12 protein-coding genes and 1 rRNA gene are annotated in these 18,477 nt (G+C 50.2%); 4 read left to right on the plus strand and 9 right to left on the minus strand.

The genetic code is table 11. The annotated features are described in order from the left end of the window. Positions 1–430: 430 nt before the first annotated feature. Entirely contained in the window at positions 431–1,114 is a 684-nt protein-coding gene (locus BMY62_RS07580; RefSeq protein ID WP_090658287.1) for a hypothetical protein, read from the plus strand. Positions 1,115–1,189: 75 nt separating this feature from the next. Here the strand turns inward: BMY62_RS07580 and BMY62_RS07585 are convergent, their stop codons facing one another. The 7 genes from BMY62_RS07585 to BMY62_RS07615 form a co-directional block, all read right to left on the minus strand. Then, positions 1,190–1,720: an REP-associated tyrosine transposase gene (locus BMY62_RS07585; protein ID WP_090658289.1), complete on the minus strand. Its 531-nt coding sequence runs from the start codon at positions 1,718–1,720 to the stop codon at positions 1,190–1,192. 281 nt (positions 1,721–2,001) lie between these two features. Then, positions 2,002–2,397: a VOC family protein gene (locus tag BMY62_RS07590; protein ID WP_090658291.1), complete on the minus strand. Its 396-nt coding sequence runs from the start codon at positions 2,395–2,397 to the stop codon at positions 2,002–2,004. 3 nt (positions 2,398–2,400) lie between these two features. Then, on the minus strand, positions 2,401–2,667 hold the full coding sequence (locus BMY62_RS16685; RefSeq protein ID WP_090658293.1) for a TfoX/Sxy family DNA transformation protein: 267 nt from the start codon (positions 2,665–2,667) through the stop codon (positions 2,401–2,403). 173 nt (positions 2,668–2,840) lie between these two features. Continuing rightward, positions 2,841–3,104, minus strand: coding sequence for a hypothetical protein (locus BMY62_RS07600; protein WP_090658294.1), 264 nt, complete (start codon positions 3,102–3,104; stop codon positions 2,841–2,843). A gap of 126 nt (positions 3,105–3,230) precedes the next feature. Then, entirely contained in the window at positions 3,231–4,619 is a 1,389-nt protein-coding gene (gene fumC, locus BMY62_RS07605; protein ID WP_090658296.1) for a class II fumarate hydratase, read from the minus strand. Positions 4,620–4,790: 171 nt separating this feature from the next. Further along, positions 4,791–5,984: a ribonucleotide-diphosphate reductase subunit beta gene (locus tag BMY62_RS07610; protein ID WP_090658298.1), complete on the minus strand. Its 1,194-nt coding sequence runs from the start codon at positions 5,982–5,984 to the stop codon at positions 4,791–4,793. Between the two features lie 59 nt (positions 5,985–6,043). Further along, on the minus strand, positions 6,044–8,869 hold the full coding sequence (locus BMY62_RS07615) for a ribonucleoside-diphosphate reductase subunit alpha (RefSeq protein WP_371264079.1): 2,826 nt from the start codon (positions 8,867–8,869) through the stop codon (positions 6,044–6,046). A 339-nt stretch (positions 8,870–9,208) separates the two neighbouring features. Between BMY62_RS07615 and BMY62_RS07620 the strand changes: the two genes are divergently transcribed. Further along, entirely contained in the window at positions 9,209–12,637 is a 3,429-nt protein-coding gene (locus BMY62_RS07620) for an acyl-[ACP]--phospholipid O-acyltransferase (RefSeq protein ID WP_090658302.1), read from the plus strand. Between the two features lie 6 nt (positions 12,638–12,643). Here BMY62_RS07620 and BMY62_RS07625 read toward each other — a convergent pair whose 3' ends face one another. Continuing rightward, positions 12,644–14,458, minus strand: coding sequence for an ABCB family ABC transporter ATP-binding protein/permease (locus BMY62_RS07625; protein ID WP_090658304.1), 1,815 nt, complete (start codon positions 14,456–14,458; stop codon positions 12,644–12,646). A 58-nt stretch (positions 14,459–14,516) separates the two neighbouring features. Next, positions 14,517–15,782 carry an NRAMP family divalent metal transporter gene (locus tag BMY62_RS07630; RefSeq protein WP_090658306.1) on the minus strand — a complete coding sequence of 422 codons (1,266 nt, stop codon included), beginning with the start codon at positions 15,780–15,782 and terminating at the stop codon, positions 14,517–14,519. Between the two features lie 195 nt (positions 15,783–15,977). Here BMY62_RS07630 and BMY62_RS07635 point away from each other — a divergent pair, with 195 nt between their 5' ends. Together BMY62_RS07635 and BMY62_RS07640 are read left to right on the plus strand one after the other, a co-directional pair. Beyond that, positions 15,978–16,388, plus strand: coding sequence for a hypothetical protein (locus BMY62_RS07635; RefSeq protein WP_090658308.1), 411 nt, complete (start codon positions 15,978–15,980; stop codon positions 16,386–16,388). A 521-nt stretch (positions 16,389–16,909) separates the two neighbouring features. After that, positions 16,910–18,445, plus strand: a 16S ribosomal RNA gene (locus tag BMY62_RS07640). Positions 18,446–18,477: the final 32 nt, after the last annotated feature.

Here is an 18,477-nt window from a genome sequence, read left to right on the forward strand (position 1 = left end):
ATGTTCTTGTTTGCTGGACTGGTGCGGATTGCAAATAAGCAGCACGTAGCAAGTAGCAAGTAGGTTGGGGGTGAATTTATGAACCCCAACATAGTGTATCTCATCGTTCGCCAAACGCGTCTGTTCGCGGACCTGTCCCTGTTTTGTGTGCCTCCGTTCACATAGTTCACGTCGAATGAATACGTGGATAATTCCAGTGAGAAAAATCACAGAATATTATTTGCATTTGGAATAGCATTGGTGCATAGGTCTGCATGCGGATACATCATACGTCATTATGAACGATTAAAAACCGAATGACGCATTTGTGCCGACTGAACCAATTTTACGCCCGTTGCGTTTACATGGATCATGTACGTGTTGGTAGAATTTTCTGATCATAATCTGCAACAGGCTATATGCAATTCATCCAATTTCGGAGGCAGCAATCATGAACAGAATCAATCAAACTATACTGAAATTTTCCGGATGGACACAGATTTATGCCGGTTGTCTGTTTATTGTTTTTGCAGCGTTAATAGGAAATTCAGCCCAGGCCGGCATGGAAAATCCTGATACCGGAGAAACCTGCCAGGGTATTGATTGCGATGCATTCAGCGACACTGCCGGATCAAATGCTGGCGCAACTTCCGGTTCATCCGGCACGACAATCGACCTGAAAGTGATTGATTGTGATGCTACACAAGATAAAGATATTAATGCGGTTGCCTGGAATATTGTGGATGACTGGGAAAACTTTGAAAAACTGGTTGAAGCAGAAACAGGCGCTAATCTGGGAAACTGTGCTAAAAACCGGTTCTCGAAGAACGGAAAGGTAAAATGCATGCCTTCCGATAAGTGTAAAAATAATGGCGACTGTTTAAACGGCTGGTCCTCACCTTTTACCAAAAAAATCAAGATTTATCCGCAATTTCTTACGAAAATAGCAGGGCTGGACCAGGCAGACCGGCGCGCCTGCTATGCAGCGCTCCTGGCGCATGAGTTCGCACATAGTTGCGATTTGGGTGAAGACGGTGCAGAAGACCGTGAAGATGCGGCTTTCAAATACTGGAAAGACCGCTTTGCAGCCACATCGGATACACTCAATATGCAGCTTAATTGCGGACTGGACTGAATGTTTGCAAGCATTTGAATGCCATACATAGCACGTAGGTTGGGGTGAATTTTATGAACCCCAACATGCTGCTTCTCATCGCTCGCCGTACTCGCCTGTCTTCGTTTCATCACTCCACCCCCAATCGGGCAAAATGACACCTGCTGCAATGTATCGATGAATACTTGACCAGGCCCAATCCACGGCGTGATCGACATAACCGTGTTTCACCGGATTGAAATGAATGTAATCCACATGCCGCGCGTAGTCGTTATCGTTGCGGATCATATGTTCCCAATACCGCCGTTGCCAAATGCCGCGTTCGCCTTTCTTTTTTCTGCTTACGCTGCGATGCTCGTTTTTGGGCATGCGGCGTGAAAATTGCGCCTTGATCAGCATCCACCGCGTCGCGAAATCTGCATCCTGTTCCGGCGGCGTCCAGATTGCGTGCAAATGGTCGGGCAATACGACAAAGGCATCAATATAAAACGGATGTCGTTGCTTGACTGATCTGACCGCTTCCCGAAGCGCATCAACATATTTCGTCAATAGACATAAGTGTCGCTCAGCAAGGTTCACTGTAAAAAAATAGGTACCGCCTTTTACATTCGCACGTCGGTAACGCATCGCAACAGATAACCATCCCGGATTGACCAGGTTGAAGAATTATAACAAGCAAATTTTGGCATCGTTATAGTCCGATTAACGCTGTCTGTCAGATAAACGTTGGGGTGCGCAGAGCTTACCCCAACCTACCGTGCTAAACTTCGCCCGCATTGTGAGCAATATTTTTCTTCTATGCCATTCATTTTCTGGCCTAACGCCTAAGCTCAGGGGCATTTGAGGCGACAGACGATTTTGCGGCAGCAAAAGCGGCTGGCGGGTCAAACGTCCCCTGCAGCGATTTGTTATGTTGCATCTAGCGATGAGTCGACATTCTGGATTACATCCACGAGCAAACCGCCCGGCGCCGAAACAAGAAAATGACGCTGCCCCCATTCTTCTGTCTTCGGCGGAGCAATGATTTCGGCATGGCCGCGGACCGACTCAAACGCGCTGTCGACATTTTCTACCTCGAACGAATAGATCAATCCTTGCGCGTTGAAGGCCCGTTGCGCATCTGCTGGCTGGGACGGGTGGTTAGGAACCAAGAATCCCAACTGAGCGACGCCACCTAGGACTAGATGCACATACCAATCTGTATCGAACGCTACGTCGAAACCGAACACCTCTGTAAAGAACTTTTTGCATTCGGCAAGGTCGTCGACGATTAGAACGGGGAAATACGCTTTAGTCTCGATCATTGTTCATTCAATTCCTGCTTCAATTGAGAGCGCCCTCTTTACTTCCTCTGGCAAAGCGTCCCAATGAACGTCGCGTAGCGCGCCCTCTAGCGAATAAAGATAATAGCAACGAGGAAGGATGGCACCTGGATTTGCGTCCCGAATCGCAAGGTAGGTTGCTGCGGCACCACGCTTCTCTAGATCTGCACGGGTATATATGCCAACCCCTCGCAGTCTGTTGGCTACAACCTTCCCTATATTGCGTAGGTTTTCAAGATCTGAAATTGGCACGGCGCCACCTATGCGACATAACTTAATATATGCGACATTTTGTCCAATAATCTTTTCAACAATTCAGAAGAGAAAATTTAGGCTGATTAATAGAACTAGATTGAAAGTCTGGTTGGCTAAGTAATGGAACCTAACCCAGACACTAGCAAATTTTCTAAAGAAATATCACAAAATCACCCATTCACCACTTTCTTCTCCGTACGCGCATAAAAACCCGCTACAACTGTTTTCAGCCAGTCTGTTACCGTTGGCGAATAGGACTGGATTTCTATTTCGGTTTCGGTTGCAGCCGAAGTTGTTGGCTTCAGATGCTGCTGTTTCCAGTCGCGCCAGATTTGTTGCGCTTCGTCGGTGTTCTGGCAGGTGCACAGCACGATACCATCGGCGGTGATCAGCGAGGCCATTTTGTTGGGCCATTCCTTGATGTAACAAAACATGTTTGTTCTCCTTATTTCATGACATTTTGTTGACAGTGCAAGTGTAGATCTCAAGTGTGACAGTTTGATTACCGTTGTGTTTTTGTCTGGTTAATCTGCATATTGGTTCTCGTGTGTGCGGCCATGTTACGCTTTACCGACCATTTTGAACGGGTCGACCCAGGCGTCGAACTGTTCGGCGGTGACATAACCGGTGGCGATCGCTGCTGCTTTGAGTGTGGTACCCTCGCGATGCGCTTTTTTGGCGATTTCAGCGGCCTTGTCGTAGCCGATATGCGGGTTCAGCGCGGTGACGAGCATCAGCGAGTTGTGCATCAGTAAATCGATCCGGTCGAGATTGGCTTCGATACCGGCGGCGCAATGGTCGTTGAAGCTGGTGATGCCGTCGGCCAGCAGGCGTACGCTGTGCAGGAAGTTGTGGATAATCAGCGGCTTCATCACGTTCAGCTCGAAATTGCCCATGGCGCCGCCCATGTTGATGGCGACATCGTTACCCATCACCTGGCAGCACAGCATGGTCATGGCTTCGGATTGCGTCGGGTTGACTTTGCCGGGCATGATGGAACTGCCGGGTTCGTTTTCCGGTATTTTGAGTTCACCGATGCCGCAGCGCGGGCCCGAGGCCAGCCAGCGAATATCGTTGGCGATTTTCATCATTGACGCGGCGATCGTTTTCAGTGCGCCGTGCGCATGCACCAGCGCATCGTTGCTGGCCAGCGCTTCGAATTTGTTCGGCGCGGTGACAAACGGCAGCCGGGTCTGGGCGCTGATTTCGGCGGCCACGCGTATGGCGAACTCGGGGTGCGCGTTCAATCCGGTTCCGACGGCGGTGCCGCCGAGCGCCAGTTCGTACAAATGCAGCAGGGTGGCCTCGACATGTTTCAGGCCGTGATCGAGCTGCGAGACATAGCCGGAAAATTCCTGGCCGAGTGTAAGCGGTGTGGCGTCCTGCAGGTGCGTGCGGCCGATTTTGACGATGTCGGCAAAGGCCTGCGCTTTTTGCGCCAGCGTATCGCGCAGCAGGCGGATTGCCGGTTTCAGCTGGTGATATATGCCCTGCACCGCAGCCACATGCATCGCAGTTGGAAACACATCATTGGATGACTGGCCTTTGTTGACATCGTCATTGGGATGAATCGTGCGTTCGCTGCCGCGTCCGCCGCCGAGCAGCTCCGAGGCGCGGTTGGCGAGTACTTCGTTCATGTTCATGTTGGTCTGCGTGCCTGAACCTGTTTGCCAGATCACCAGTGGAAATTCGTCGTCATGCCGGCCTTCGATGACTTCGTCTGCGGCCTGGATAATCGCCGCCGTCGTAGCTGCGTTGAGTAAGCCGAGATCGTGGTTAACGGTAGCGGCGGCGCGTTTGACCTGCGCCAGTGCATGGATAAATGCTGGCGGCATCTGCTCGCCGGAAATTTTAAAATTATCCAGCGAGCGTTGTGTCTGCGCACCCCACAGAGCCATTTCGGGCACTTGCACGACGCCCATGGCGTCACGTTCTTCGCGGTAGTTCATTGCGTACCCCTTTATCGTTTCTGAATGTCTGGTTGCTTGGGCCAGTGTTTGAACGCGTCATGAGCGCAGCAGTTTCAAGGCAAAAATTAACGAGAAATCGGAGTTTGCAAACAGTAAATGAGCATTTCGAGTCAGTTTTTAACGCCGAAACTGCAAGCGCAATAGCATTTATCAGTCCCAGGAGAGTGCGCCACCGGTCTGATACTCGATCACCCTGGTTTCGAAGAAGTTTTTCTCTTTTTTCAAGTCGATCATTTCCGACATCCACGGGAACGGGTTGGTCGCCTCAGGATACAGCACGTCCAGGCCGATCTGCTGGCAACGGCGGTTGGCGATATAACGCAGGTATTCCTTGAACATCGGCGCATTCAGACCGAGTACACCGCGCGGCATGGTGTCTTCCGCGTAACGGTATTCAAGAGTGACGGCCCTGCGTATGAGTTCGTGTACTTCTGCGCGAAATGCCTTGGTCCAGAGTTGCGGATTTTCCATTTTGATCTGGTTGATGACGTCGATACCGAAATTGCAATGCATTGATTCATCGCGCAGAATATACTGGTATTGCTCTGCCGATCCGGTCATCTTGTTCTGGCGGCCCAGCGCCAGAATCTGTGTAAAGCCGACATAGAAGAACATGCCTTCCATGATGCAGGCAAACACGATCAGGCTTTTGAGCAGTTGCTGATCGGTTTCCGGTGTGCCTGTCTTGAAGTTCGGGTCGGTCAGCGTGTCGATGAACGGAATCAGGAATTCGTCCTTGTCGCGGATTGACTCAATTTCATGGTAAGCATTGAAAATCTCGCCTTCGTTCAGGCCCAGTGATTCAACGATATACTGATATGCATGGGTATGAATCGCTTCCTCGAATGCCTGGCGCAGCAGGTACTGGCGGCATTCCGGGTTGGTAATGTGGCGATAGGTGCCGAGCACGATGTTATTGGCAGCGAGCGAGTCGGCCGTAACGAAAAAGCCCAGATTGCGCTTGACAACGCGGCGCTCGTCTTCGGTCAGACCGTTGGGATCTCTCCACAGTGCGATATCGCGGCTCATGTTGATTTCCTGCGGCATCCAGTGATTGGCGCAGGCGGCGAGATATTTGTCCCATGCCCATTTGTATTTGAACGGTACCAGCTGGTTGACATCGGCGCTGCAGTTGATGATCCGCTTGTCTTCCACTTTGACGCGGCGCAGTGCGCTGCCCGCGGTCGCCTCTTCGACGGGTTCGTCGATGTCTGTCGTCTTGCTGCTAGTGGCTTTGTGCGTAAGTGCTTCCAGCGTTCCGAAGCTGTCGTGCGCAGCGCTTGCGGGATTCAGGGGGCTTGCCGGTTTTTTAGGCTGGATCGGGTCGTCTTCAAATGTCAACATTGTTAGCTCCTTTAATATTAATTCCGTGGTGTTTATTTAGATGGCTTGCACTCAGTGTGTTATTGGCAGGATTCGCAGCTTTCGTCGTCTATCGCACAGTATTTGATTTCTGTCGCAGCTTCGGGGCTGCCGCCGGAAACGCCGCCATGCGCCGGTACGGCGTTGAGCGAGCCTGCCTGAACAGTCGATTTTTCCGTACCGGTCGCACCCATTGAACGCAGGTAATACGTGGTTTTCAGACCGCGCAGCCAGGCCAGTTTGTAAGTTTCATCGAGTTTTTTGCCCGATACGCCGGCGATGTAAATATTGAGTGATTGCGACTGGTCGATCCATTTTTGCCGTCGCGCAGCCGCTTCGATGAGCCAGGCCGGGTCCATTTCAAACGCGGTGGCGTACTGAGTGCGGATGTCGTCCGGAATACGGTCGATTTTGCTGACGGCGCCGTCGAAATATTTGAGGTCGGCGATCATCACTTCATCCCAGAGGTTGCGCTGCTTCAGCTCATTGACCAGCGATTTGTTGGCGATGGTGAACTCGCCGGACAGATTCGATTTGACGTACAGGTTCTGATAAGTCGGCTCGATACTGGCGGAGACACCGATAATATTGGAAATCGTTGCGGTGGGCGCAATTGCCAGGCAGTTGGAATTGCGCATGCCGTACTTTTTGATCTGCTTGCGTAACGCTTCCCAGTCCAGCGTAGTGGTCAAGTCCGCTTCGACATAACCGCCGCGCTCTTCTTCCAGCAGTTTGAGCGATTCGTGCGGCAGGATGCCTCTGTCCCACAGGCTGCCTTTAAAAGTGCTGTAGCTTCCACGCTCTTTGGCCAGCTCACTCGAAGCCCAGTAGGCCTCATAAGCGACCGCTTCCATCGAACGGTCTGCAAATTCAACAGCTTCAGCCGAGGCATATGGAATGCCAAGGCGGTGAAGACAATCCTGAAAACCCATAATGCCGAGGCCGACGGGACGATGACGCAGATTGGCGTTTCTGGCTTTGGGGACGGCGTAGAAGTTAATGTCGACAACGTTGTCAAGCATGCGCATCGCGGTGCGGATGGTGCGTTTCAGTTTGTCTGCGTCCAACGTACCGTTGTTCAAATGTGCAACCAGGTTGACCGAGCCGAGATTGCATACGGCAATTTCCCTGTCATTGGTATTGAGCGTGATTTCCGTACACAGGTTCGAACTGTGTACCACGCCGACATGGTTCTGCGGCGAGCGGATATTGCACGGATCCTTGAAGGTAATCCATGGATGGCCGGTTTCAAACAGCATGCTGAGCATTCTGCGCCATAGTTGAACGGCCGGTATTTTTTTGAATAACTCCAGTTCGCCGCGCTGTGTTTTTTCTTCGTACGCCAGATATGCGTCCTCGAACTCGCGGCCGTATTTTTCATGCAGGTCGGGCACATCGGAAGGTGAAAACAGCGTCCAGTCACCGCCTTCCATGACACGTTTCATGAACAGATCGGGGATCCATGTGGCGGTGTTCATGTCGTGCGTACGGCGTCGGTCGTCGCCGGTGTTTTTTCTCAGTTCAAGAAATTCCTCGATGTCCAGGTGCCAGCATTCCAGATAGGCGCAGACCGCTCCTTTGCGCTTGCCGCCCTGGTTGACGGCGACTGCGGTATCGGACACCACTTTCAGGAACGGTACCACGCCCTGCGATTTGCCGTTGGTGCCCTTGATGCGCGCGCCCATGGCACGCACCGCCGTCCAGTCGTTACCGAGACCGCCGGCGTATTTGGCCAGCAAAGCGTTTTCCTTGATCGCTTCATAAATGCCGTCGAGATCGTCGGATACGGTGGTGAGATAGCACGAGGACAGTTGCGAACGGCAGGTGCCGGAATTGAACAGGGTCGGTGTCGAGCTCATGAAATCAAAGCTGGACAGTACATGGTAAAACTCGATGGCGCGCGCTTCACGGTCGATTTCATTGAGCGCGAGGCCCATGGCGACGCGCATGAAAAAAGCCTGCGGCAGTTCGATGCGTTTTTCTCGGATGTGCAGAAAATAACGGTCGTACAGCGTTTGCAATCCGAGATAGTCGAACTGCAGGTCGCGTTCGGCCAGCAGCGCATCGGAGAGTTTCGACAGATCGAACTGGTTCAGGCGTTCGTCCAGTAGGCCGGCCTCGATGCCCTGTTTGATAAACGAAGGAAAATATTCTGCGTATCGCGACTGCATCGCTTCGTGAGACACTTCCTCGCCGAGGACTTCAGCGCGGATGCTGTTGAGCAGCAGGCGCGCCGTCACATAGCCATAGGCAGGCTCTTTTTCAATCAAAACGCGCGCCGACATAATAGCGGATTTTCTGACTTCCTCGAGGGTGACGCCGTCATACAGCTCGCGCAGGGTGGCCTTGAGTATCAGGGCAGGGTTCACCGCGTCACCAAGGCCGGTGCAGGATGATTCGATCAGCGCGGTCAGTTGTTTCAGGTTCAGTGGTATTTTTTGCCCCCTGTCGGTTACATACAGTGTTTCCTGCTGGACCTTGGCGGCGTTTTTCTCTTTCAGGCGGGCGCGCTCGCGGGCGCGTTCTTCACGATACAGTACGTAGGCTCGCGCAACATCATGCTCGCCGGATCGCATCAGCGCAAGTTCCACCTGGTCCTGGATGTCCTCGATATGAAACGTGCCGCTTTCGGGTTTGCGGCGCAGCAGGGCGTTGACAACATCCTGCGTCAGGCGTGTGACAAGTTCGCGCACACGCACCGATGCAGCACCTTGCCCGCCATCAACGGCGATGAACGCCTTGGTCATGGCGACAGAAATTTTCACCGGTTCAAACGCGACGACTGCGCCGTTGCGGCGGATAATCCTGTACTGTGAATAGCGTTGCTGATCAATATGAATATCTGTCATGGCATGGGTTGGAGACATGGGCTGTTGGGTTGAGGTTTCCGAGACGAGCTGCATCGATTTCGATTCTCCCTGTGAATTGGAATGAGATAAACCGTTCTGATTCCGGACATTAACGGGACAATATCAGGCAAGTTATGAACTATCCATATAATGTCTTGAACCACTATATATAGTATTCGGTGATCAGGAATACGTAACCGGTAGTATATATAATTCGGTTTTCATTTGTAAATACAAATTAAAAATTTGTCGATATGTTTTTTTCGCACAAGCGCCGGACAGGCATTTTACGTATAACTGCCGGTACAATTGAAAGCAACGGCCTATAATGGCAGGACCGGTTTGAGGAGAAATCTGATGAACTCTGATCAATGGCATTTGCTGAAAACCCGGCGTTTTTTGCCGCTGTTCCTGACCCAGTTTCTCGGGGCATTTAACGATAATCTTTTTAAAAATGCACTGGTTATTCTGATCACTTACAGCGTCGTCGAGCATGCGGTATTAAGTGTGCCGGTTATGGTTACGCTGGCTGCCGGAATTTTTATTCTGCCGTTTTTCCTGTTTTCCGCTATTGCCGGTCAGGCTGCAGACAAATATGACAAGGCGCGTCTGATACGCATTATCAAATGTGTCGAAATCGTGCTGATGGCGGGCGCAGTGGTCGGGTTTTATCTGCAGCAGATCGGGCTGCTGATGGTTGTCCTGTTTCTGATGGGAACGCAATCTGCTTTTTTCGGACCGTTGAAATACGGTATTTTGCCCGACCATTTGCGGAAAAATGAGTTGATCGGCGGTAACGCGCTGATCGACAGCAGTACGTTTATTGCCATTCTGCTCGGCACGATTTGCGGCGGGTTGTTGATTATGACGGAGAACGGGGTACTGTCAATCGCGATCGTAGCGATTGTTACCGCGGTTCTGGGTCTTATCAGCAGTTTATCGATACCTGCTGTCCCGCCTGCGGATGCCACGCTGGATATTCAATACAATATTGTGCGAGAGACGCATGCCATTATTCAACAAGTCCGTCAGCATCCGGTGATTTTTCGCTGTATTCTCGGGATTTCCTGGTTCTGGTTGCTTGGTGCAGGCTTTATATCGCAGTTTCCGACGTTTGCCAAAACGGTGGTCGGTGGCAATGAGCAGGTGGTCATACTGTTTTTGGCGACATTTACCGTCGGTATTGCCATCGGATCGTTGCTTTGCAACCGTTTACTAAGAAGCGAAGTGGCTGCAACCTATGTGCCGCTGGGTATTCTGGGCATGACGGTTTTTACCGTGGACATGTATTGGGTCAGCCATCAAATAGCGGTTGAAGATATAGAAATCCTGATCGGCGCAACAGTTTTTCTGGAAACACTGATGCACTGGCGTATTTTGGTTGATCTGATGGGCATTGCTGTCTGTGGCGGCATATATATTGTGCCGCTGTATGCGCTCATTCAGGATCGGGCCGAGCAATCGCACATGTCGCGCGTGTTTGCTGCAAATAACATTATGAACGCACTGTTCATGGTGTTTTCAGCCGCCGGCATCAGTGTTCTGTTGACGTTTGATTGGTCAGTGGCTGATGTGTTTTTGTCGCTTGCCATAATCAACAGTGTTGTGGCTGTTTATGTTTCCGGTCTGTTACCGGAAGGAATCGTCAAATCATTGCTGCGTCGGATATTTAGCCGCTGTTTCCAGCTCGAAATCAAAGGTTCGGATTATCTGCATCATATGCGCAGCAATACAATGATTGTGGCGAATCATTTGTCATATCTCGACGCTGTACTGATTGCTGTAGCTGTTCCACACCATGTCAGCTTTGCTGTCAATACGTATGTTTCCAAACGATGGTGGCTGCGACCGTTTTTGTTTTTGTCCGACACCGTTGTCATTGACCCGGGAAATCCAATGTCGACACGGGTGCTGGTAGACCGGATAAAGAAGGGGCACTGCGTTGCCATTTTTCCGGAGGGGCGGTCGACTATCACTGGCTCGCTGATGAAAATCTATGAAGGTCCGGCGCTGATTGCCGACAAAGCTGTGGCAACTGTCCTGCCTGTGATGATATCCGGTGCGCAGTATACGCCATTTACCAAACTGCGCGGCAAGGTACGCATACGCTTGTTTCCTAAAATCACCCTGACTGTCATGGAACCGGTGCAGTTTGATCTGCCGCCGGGTTTGCGGGGCAGAAAAAGGCGGCAAACGGCCGGGATCAGACTGTATGACGTGATGTCCGATATGATGTTTCGAAGCCACAATATACAGCGGACATTGTTTCAGGCATTGCTCGATGCGCGTTCGATCCATGGCGGCAGCCATGTGATCGCGGAAGATATTGAGCGCAAACCGGTTACTTACGCACAGCTTACCCTGCGCAGCTTTATATTGGGCGATGCGTTGAGAAAAATAGCGCGAAGGAATGCGATCATCGGTATCCTGTTGCCCAATATGGTGAGTACGCTGATTTGTTTTTTTGGATTGCTTGGATATGGACGCATACCAGCAATGCTAAATTACTCGACCAGCGGCGATAATCTGCTGTCGGCCTGCAAAGCGGCGGAGGTAGCTGTGGTAATTTCATCCAGACGTTTTGTTCATGCCGCCAAACTGTCGCATCTGGTGGAAAGTCTGGAATCCCGGCAGATCAGCATTGTTTATCTCGAGGATCTGGTACGGCAGATTTCCCTATTGAGCAAAATACGGGGATGGCTGATAAATCAAATGCCACAATTCTGTTACCGTTTCTTGCACACATCTTCAGATGCCGAGGCAGCAGCAATGGTACTGTTTACGTCCGGTTCTGAAGCAGTGCCCAAGGGGGTTGTGCTCAGCCATGAGAATATTCAGGCAAACTGCTTCCAGGTTGCGTCGCGCATAGATTTTGGCCCAGGCGACATTGCGTTCAATGCGTTGCCGATTTTTCATTCGTTCGGGCTAACGGCGGGAACATGTCTGCCGGTATTGTCAGGAATCCGTACTTTCTTTTATCCGTCCCCGCTGCATTACCGCATCATTCCGAAGCTTGTGTACGATATCAACGCAACGTTAATGTTTGGAACTGACACATTTCTTTCAGGTTACGCGCGCTTTGCGCGTTCCTACGATTTCCAGAGCGTTCGCTATGCATTTGCGGGTGCGGAAAAACTGCGCGAGGAAGTCCGCCAGCTCTGGGCGGAGAAATTCGGTGTGCGTATATTTGAAGGGTATGGCACTACCGAGACTGCGCCGGTACTCAGTTTGAATACACCCATGCACAGCAAGCCCGGCACCGTCGGCCGTTTGCTGCCTGGGATTAATTTTAGGCTGGAGCCGGTTGCGGGAATTGACGAAGGCGGCAAGCTGCTTGTTTCTGGCCCCAATGTTATGAAAGGATATTATTTGTCCGAACGGCCGGGCGTGCTGCAACCACCGGAGGGTGGCTGGTATGACACTGGTGATATTGTATCGATCGATGGGATGGGTTACTTGACCATCAAGGGACGCGTCAAACGTTTTGCTAAAATCGGTGGTGAAATGGTATCACTGGCCGCAGTTGAAGGGTATGTCAAGGCGCTCTGGCCGGACGATTGCCATGCGGTCTTGTATCTGCCGGACCCAAAAAAGGGTGAACAGATTGTGCTAATATCAACGTACGCCGAAGCGGAACGCGGGCTTCTGGTTAATTACGCGCGGGAGCGGGGTATCAGCGAATTGAGTATTCCAAGAACCGTATTTACAATAGACGAAATGCCGTTACTGGCGACGGGTAAGGTGGATTACGTGGCGTTGCGTGATTGGATAGAGACAAGGAAATAGCCTGATTCATTGTCTGTTCGTAATAGACGTGGATGTTTCAGAAAGCCTGCTGTCGGTGTCCGGGCTTATTGCCTGCTGCCGCTGTTGTAATGCCCACATGCGGGCGTAAGACTGGTTGGCTGCCAGTAACTGTATATGTTTACCCCGTTCGATAATACGACCGTTTTCCATCACCAGAATCTGGTCCGCATCGGCGACAGTGGAAAGGCGGTGTGCGATGGTCAGGGTGGTGCGGTTCTGGGCAATACGCTTGAGTTCGGCCTGAATCTTTTTTTCTGAATCCGAATCCAGCGCTGATGTCGCTTCATCGAAAATCAGAACAGCAGGATTTTTCAGAATGGTTCGCGCGATTGCGACGCGCTGCTTCTCGCCACCTGAAAGCTTTAAACCGCGTTCGCCGACGATGGTTTCATATTTCTCAGGCAGGGTCATGATGAAATCATGGATATGCGCCGATCTGGCCGCTGAATAGACTTCTTCCTGTGTTGCATCGGGGCGGCCATAGGCAATGTTGTAATAAATGCTGTCATTAAAAAGAACGGTGTCCTGCGGTACGATACCCATGGCCGCACGCAGGCTTTGTTGCGTTACATCACGGATGTCCTGGCCGTTAATGCGAATCGAGCCGGTCTGTATATCATAGAATCGAAAAAGCAATCGCGCGAGCGTGGATTTTCCCGATCCGCTTTGTCCGACAACCGCTATATTATGGCCGGCGGGAATTTCAAAGGTGACGTCGTACAGTATCTGACGATTGGTGTCGTAGCCAAAATTGACACGGTCAAACCGTATAGCGGGGTTGCGAGCATTCAATTTCAGGGCGTCGGGTTTATCCTGAATTTCCCGGTTTTCATCCAGCAGTGAAAACATGCGTTCCATATCGGCGAGCGAGTGTTTGATTTCACGGTAGACAAATCCCAGAAAATGCAGGGGCATATACAACTGCAACAGATAGGTGTTGACCAGTACCAGGTCGCCGATGGTCATCGTGCCTTGGATGACGTGATCAGCTGCAAGAAACATCAATATTGTGATGCCGACAGCAATAATTGTGCTCTGTCCTGAATTCAGTGCGGCCAGTGAAGTTTGGTTGCGAATGGCGGCATTTTCCCATGTCTGCAGGTGTTCATCGTAGCGTTTACGTTCCCATGCCTCGTTGCCAAAATATTTGACGGTTTCATAATTTAGCAAACTGTCAATCGCCTGGGTATTGGCCTTCGAGTCCATGGTATTCATGGTGCGACGGAAAATCATGCGCCATTCGGTGACGATCAGCGTCAGGGTTATATATGCAAGCAACGTGATCAGAATAATCGCAGCGAACGCGATGTCATACTGGTTGATTAGAATTGCCATGACCAGCCCGATCTCCAGTATCGTGGGCAGTATATTGAACAACATGAAATTCAGTAAAAAAGAAATGCCGCGCGTGCCCCGCTCGATATCCCGCGATACGCCGCCTGTTTGCCGTTCAAGATGAAAACGCAGGGACAGAGAATGCAGATGTGCGAAAACTTTGTTGGCAATGCGCCGGATCGCCCGCTGTGTAACCTTGGCAAATACAGCGTCGCGCAATTCGCCGAACAATGTACTGCCAAGGCGTAGTAACCCGTATCCAAGCAATAAAAAAAATGGTAGCGTCAACATAGCATGAGGTTGGTTCAGGGCATCGACAATTTCCTTTAACACCAGAGGCACAGAGACACTGGCCAGTTTTGCCAACACCAGCAGGATTAAGGCAACCACAACCCGTGCCTTGAATTCCCATAAATAAGGCAACAAAGTGACAATAGTTTTCAAACTGTGCTCTTTTGCCGACATGTTTCAGGGTGGACAATTACGTTAGGTGTGGGTATTCCGGGTATAGGCTGATGTGGGGCTACATGAGCCAAAGATAGCCAACGGAGCAGCCGCTCAAAGTAATGAGTCCCACTATGCACCAGATTAGCATTAGCTTTCCGGGTCGATATGGCACTGGAATCGACTTGTCGAACATCGCCAGAGTATTGAGAGAAGCCAGCACAGGCGCGGCAATAAATGCTATCACTGTTGCGACTTTGACCATATCGCTCATCGATGGCATGAAAAAGAACAGCAGCGAGAGCGTTCCGGCAATGGTGACCAGAAGCCAGATCATATAGGTAGAATTGTTTGTGTGATGCTGAAATCTCTGCGGTGATATGAGCTCGAGCGACATGCTGATGGTACGTGGAAATGCGTCGAGCAGGGTCAGGGTGGTGCTGAACATGGTGGTTAGTGCGGCAACTGCAACTATCGGATAAGCCCAGTCACCCAGTGCCTGTTTGTACATATCCAGCAGTTGTTCCGCAAAAGCTGCGCCGCCGGGTGCAAACTCTACACCACTGCCGTACATAACCAGTGCGCCAAGTGTCAGGAAACACATGGCTAGAAATGCTGTTCCAATAAATCCCACACGGAAATCAAACAGCGCATCTTTCAAACTGGCAGTCTTGCCTTCATTTTCATTTTTACTCTCAGACCAGACTGAATGCCAAACAGAGATTTCAACAGGGGCCGGCATCCAGCCAAGAAATGTTGCCAGAAACAGTAGGTGTGCAACATTCATCATCTCAAAGTGTGTAACGCCTTTTGAATAGTTGCCGGGATTATCAAGTAACAGGGCAATGACGGCAGCAATTGAGGTTACCGACAGCACCAGTATGATAATTTTGATCAATCTGTCCAGCAATATATAGTGGCCACTGGCCAACAGGGTAAAACATATGATCAGTATCAGGCTGCTGATGATGGCGGCGACTAGTTGAGGCGCATGCCCACCCAGTTCCTCAAGCCCGAAAATATGGGTAAACAATCCTGCCGTAACGACGGTAACTGCAGCTTGAACAATGAACATGGTGGCAATGGTCATCAACAGATAAACCCAGATAGCCCAGCTACCAAGTTTTTGGTAGCCATGTAAAATATTTTTGCCCGTTGCCGCAGTGTAACGTGGTCCAAATTCGAAAAACGGGTACTTGATCAAATGAATAATGACGATGGCAATTAACAGGTCGAATCCATACATGCCACCTGCGCGTGTTGACTGCACCAGATGTGACACACCAACGGCTGCGCCTGCATACAACAGTCCCGGCCCCAGTTTTGAGAGAAAGTTACTGGTCATTCTTTTAATGGGTAAATATTTTTATGATTACAGGTTGAAGAATTTAATCGGCACGGGAATGAAGGCTGATATGTGTTTCTCAGAAATACCCGATGCTCAGTTTAAAAGTGCTGAATTTAATGATATGGTAACAATAAGTAATAATTTTATTGCATTCTGGTATAGAAAAATAACATTTTGTACTTGGTGACCGCTATGGAAATTACCTGTTATCGTGAAGATGAAGTAAACCGCGAACCACGTCAGTTACCTGCGAGTACCTATAATCAGGCTGTTACATTGCTTGCACAGAACGAGGGTGCGCATTTGTTTGTTCCAATACGCAGCATGCAGTATATGGCGATTATTGACGCGGAAGAAATTGTATTCATTGATGGAGACCGCCGTTGCTGGATAGATATTGCATGGCAGAATTTTCGACGTAAAGAACGGGCAGCGCTAGATCAGCCTATAACTTATGACGCTGTATTTTATCGCGACAATTTGGATGAAGTAATGCAGCGTTTACAAAGTGAATTCCCATTGGCTTTGCGGATGTTGAAGGATAAAACACCATTCCGTGCTGCTGCACATATTATTCGATTTCCAGTCCAGCAAAAACAATAGCTGGGATTTTCGAGCGCAGTTTTTCTGAAAAGGTATTTGCTTTTCTCAGTATTGAAGTAATAAAATGCTAATTAAGAAAGAAACAGCGTCTATGGGTGAAGCTACATTTTTATGAAGCACGAAACTCATAGTACGGTTAAAGCAGTAATGGTTGTCTTGTTCGGTAAATTACAAAATTTTAGAAAAAAGTGTTGACCGGATCTGTAGCTCATGTATAATCTCGCTTCTTTGCTGCTGACGCAAAAACAGAAGCAGCAAGAAAACAGTTGCAAAGATAAATAGTGTTGCAAACTGAATCGCTCTTTAAAAAACAACAATCGATAGGTGTGAGTACTTGGCTTGTGTCAGAAATAAATATTTTCTGAAACAGAGCGGCAGTATAAAAATACTGACTGCGACAGTGAAGAAAATCGAAACAAGTATCAAGTACTACGCTAGACACAAATTAGATTGCAGCAAATATTCAATTATTTGAGTTTTGTTGCAAGCACATAAACGTCAAGCGAAGTTTTAGCAGAATTGAACTGAAGAGTTTGATCCTGGCTCAGATTGAACGCTGGCGGCATGCTTTACACATGCAAGTCGAACGGCAGCACGGGTGCTTGCACCTGGTGGCGAGTGGCGGACGGGTGAGTAATGCATCGGAACGTGTCCAGGAGTGGGGGATAACGCATCGAAAGATGTGCTAATACCGCATATTCTCTAAGGAGAAAAGCAGGGGATCGTAAGACCTTGCGCTTTTGGAGTGGCCGATGCCTGATTAGCTAGTTGGTGGGGTAAAGGCCTACCAAGGCGACGATCAGTAGTTGGTCTGAGAGGACGACCAGCCACACTGGGACTGAGACACGGCCCAGACTCCTACGGGAGGCAGCAGTGGGGAATTTTGGACAATGGGCGAAAGCCTGATCCAGCAATGCCGCGTGAGTGAAGAAGGCCTTCGGGTTGTAAAGCTCTTTCAGTCGAGAAGAAAAGATTGTGATGAATAATCACAGTTCATGACGGTATCGACAGAAGAAGCACCGGCTAACTACGTGCCAGCAGCCGCGGTAATACGTAGGGTGCAAGCGTTAATCGGAATTACTGGGCGTAAAGGGTGCGCAGGCGGCTTTGTAAGTCAGATGTGAAATCCCCGGGCTTAACCTGGGAATTGCGTTTGAAACTACAAAGCTAGAGTGTAGCAGAGGGGAGTGGAATTCCATGTGTAGCAGTGAAATGCGTAGAGATATGGAAGAACATCGATGGCGAAGGCAGCTCCCTGGGTTAACACTGACGCTCATGCACGAAAGCGTGGGGAGCAAACAGGATTAGATACCCTGGTAGTCCACGCCCTAAACGATGTCAACTAGTTGTTGGGCCTTACTAGGCTTAGTAACGTAGCTAACGCGTGAAGTTGACCGCCTGGGGAGTACGGTCGCAAGATTAAAACTCAAAGGAATTGACGGGGACCCGCACAAGCGGTGGATTATGTGGATTAATTCGATGCAACGCGAAAAACCTTACCTACCCTTGACATGTAGCGAATTTTCTAGAGATAGATTAGTGCCTTCGGGAACGCTAACACAGGTGCTGCATGGCTGTCGTCAGCTCGTGTCGTGAGATGTTGGGTTAAGTCCCGCAACGAGCGCAACCCTTGTCATTAATTGCCATCATTAGGTTGGGCACTTTAATGAGACTGCCGGTGACAAACCGGAGGAAGGTGGGGATGACGTCAAGTCCTCATGGCCCTTATGGGTAGGGCTTCACACGTAATACAATGGCGCGTACAGAGGGTTGCCAACCCGCGAGGGGGAGCTAATCCCAGAAAGCGCGTCGTAGTCCGGATCGGAGTCTGCAACTCGACTCCGTGAAGTCGGAATCGCTAGTAATCGCGGATCAGCATGTCGCGGTGAATACGTTCCCGGGTCTTGTACACACCGCCCGTCACACCATGGGAGTGGGTTTCACCAGAAGCAGATAGTCTAACCGCAAGGAGGGCGTTTGCCACGGTGAGATTCATGACTGGGGTGAAGTCGTAACAAGGTAGCCGTAGGGGAACCTGCGGCTGGATCACCTCCTTTCTAGAGATACACGAGCTGAGTACTCACAACCT

The sequence above is a fragment of the Nitrosomonas marina genome (assembly GCF_900111605.1).
Lineage (GTDB): Bacteria > Pseudomonadota > Gammaproteobacteria > Burkholderiales > Nitrosomonadaceae > Nitrosomonas > Nitrosomonas marina_A.

Coding starts and splice junctions, on each gene's coding strand:
- BMY62_RS07580 (WP_090658287.1), top strand. CDS start 431: ATGAACAGAATCAATCAAACTATACTGAAATTTTCCGGATGGACACAG.
- BMY62_RS07585 (WP_090658289.1), bottom strand. CDS start 1,720: ATGCGTTACCGACGTGCGAATGTAAAAGGCGGTACCTATTTTTTTACA.
- BMY62_RS07590 (WP_090658291.1), bottom strand. CDS start 2,397: ATGATCGAGACTAAAGCGTATTTCCCCGTTCTAATCGTCGACGACCTT.
- BMY62_RS07600 (WP_090658294.1), bottom strand. CDS start 3,104: ATGTTTTGTTACATCAAGGAATGGCCCAACAAAATGGCCTCGCTGATC.
- fumC (WP_090658296.1), bottom strand. CDS start 4,619: ATGAACTACCGCGAAGAACGTGACGCCATGGGCGTCGTGCAAGTGCCC.
- BMY62_RS07610 (WP_090658298.1), bottom strand. CDS start 5,984: ATGTTGACATTTGAAGACGACCCGATCCAGCCTAAAAAACCGGCAAGC.
- BMY62_RS07615 (WP_371264079.1), bottom strand. CDS start 8,869: ATGTCTCCAACCCATGCCATGACAGATATTCATATTGATCAGCAACGC.
- BMY62_RS07620 (WP_090658302.1), top strand. CDS start 9,209: ATGAACTCTGATCAATGGCATTTGCTGAAAACCCGGCGTTTTTTGCCG.
- BMY62_RS07625 (WP_090658304.1), bottom strand. CDS start 14,458: ATGTCGGCAAAAGAGCACAGTTTGAAAACTATTGTCACTTTGTTGCCT.
- BMY62_RS07630 (WP_090658306.1), bottom strand. CDS start 15,782: ATGACCAGTAACTTTCTCTCAAAACTGGGGCCGGGACTGTTGTATGCA.
- BMY62_RS07635 (WP_090658308.1), top strand. CDS start 15,978: ATGGAAATTACCTGTTATCGTGAAGATGAAGTAAACCGCGAACCACGT.